Annotated in this window: 2 protein-coding genes; both read left to right on the top strand. The window is 64.7% G+C overall.

Annotation, left to right across the window (positions count from 1 at the left end):
• A partial coding sequence (locus tag EOM25_14460) for an N-acyl homoserine lactonase family protein (GenBank protein NCC26378.1) occupies positions 1-667 on the top strand: 667 nt, incomplete at its 5' end.
• Positions 664-1,883 (top strand): PAS domain-containing protein (locus tag EOM25_14455; protein NCC26377.1); only part of this gene is annotated, 1,220 nt, incomplete at its 3' end. The genes EOM25_14460 and EOM25_14455, both read left to right, overlap by 4 nt.

The following is a 1,883-nucleotide window of genomic DNA, read 5'->3' as shown; positions in this document are numbered from 1 at the left end:
TTACGCCTGGTATCTGGAAGGCGGTGATACAAAGATACTGGTCGACACCGGGGAGATGCGGCCCATCCAGTCCGCAGACCGGGAAGAGGCCATCGGCGGGCCCATCGAGACCATCGACCAGGCCCTGGGCCGCTTCGGCCTGACCCCCGAGGACTTCGACATCGTCATCCACACCCATCTGCACTCCGACCATTGCGAGAATGACTACCGATTCACCAAGGCCCGGTTCTACGTCCACGCCAAGGAACTCGAACGTATCCACGACCCGCATCCATTGGATTACCGCTACCTGGAGGACTACATCGAAGACGTGGAGGAAAACGGCCAGATCGAGATCGTCGAGAACGACCGCGAGATCGTCCCCGGCATTCGAGTCATGCACACCCCGGCCCACACCGACGGAGGCATGACCGTGTTCGTGGACACCCCGGCCGGCACCGCGGCCATCACCGGGTTTTGCGTCATCATGGAGAACCTCTTCCCGCCCCCGGCCGTGACCGGGCTGGAAATGGAGGTCATCCCACCGGGCACCAGCGTGAATACCTACCAGGCCTACGACATCCTCAAAAAGGTCAAGGCCTCGGCCGACATCCTCATCCCCCTGCACGAGCCCATGTTCGCCTGCGGTCGTCCCATCGGCCTGGCCCCGGAAACCAATACTCCATGACCAGCCTGCACGACTCCATCCTGGAACATGTGGCCGTGGGCATCTTCACGGTCAACACCGACTTCAGGATCACCTCGTTCAACCGTCAGGCCGAAAAGCTGACCGGCTTCACCCGGGATCAGGCCATGGGCCGACGCTGCTACGAGATCTTCCGGGCCGACGCCTGCCGACGGAGCTGCCCTCTGCGGCGGGCCATGGACTCGGGCCGGGATCTAGTCAAGGTCCGGGTGAGCATCATCGACCGGGCCAACCGGGAGATTCCGGTGGAGATCACCGCCGCGACCCTCAAGGACGACGCGGGCCGGGTCATCGGCGGAGTGGAGTCCTTTGTCGACGACAGCGAGCGGGCCCTTCTGGCCAAGAAGCTCAAGGCCTCCTACGGCGTGGGCGACATCGTCGGCCGCTCTCCGGCCATGGTCCGCATCTTCGAATCAGTGCAATCCCTGGCCTCGTCCCTGGTTCCGGTCCTCATCCAGGGGGAAACCGGGACCGGCAAGGGCCTGCTGGCCCGGGCCATCCACAACGTCGGATCCCGGGCCATGGGGCCTTTCATCAAGGTCAACTGCGCGGCCCTGCCCGAGAACCTTCTCGAATCGGAACTCTTCGGCTACCGCAAGGGGGCCTTTACCGACGCCCGCAAAGACAAGCCCGGCATGTTCGAACTGGCCTGCGGCGGGACCCTGTTTCTGGACGAGATCGGCGAGATCCCCCTCTCCCTCCAGGCCAAACTCCTCCAGGCCATCGAGGACCGGGAGTTCTTCCCCCTGGGGGCCACGGCCCCGGCGCGCGTCGACGTCCGCATGATCGCCTCCACCAACCGGGACCTGGAATCCATGGTCCAGAACGGAGAATTCCGCATCGACCTCTACTACCGCCTGCGGGTGGCCGTTCTCCAGCTTCCACCGCTGCGGGAAAGATCCGGGGACATTCCCCTGCTGGCCGAACGCTTTCTCTCCGAAATCAGGGCCCTGGGCCCGCGCGACGGCTTGGACCTGCATCCGGCCGCCCTGCGAGCCCTCATGGACCACGATTTTCCCGGCAACGTCAGGGAATTGAAGAATGCCCTGGAATACGCCGCCGTGGCCACGGACGGGCAGACACTTCGGCCCGACGACCTCCCGGCCTATTTCCGGGAGCAAACGCCGCTTGACAGGCCCGCCCAGCCCCCGGAACCCGATCGCAAGACCCTGCTCGTCCGGACCATGGACGCCTGCCG

The organism is Deltaproteobacteria bacterium, assembly GCA_009929795.1.
Taxonomy (GTDB): Bacteria; Desulfobacterota; Desulfovibrionia; order Desulfovibrionales; family Desulfomicrobiaceae; genus RZZR01.
This window is presented reverse-complemented; position numbering and strand designations above follow the sequence as displayed.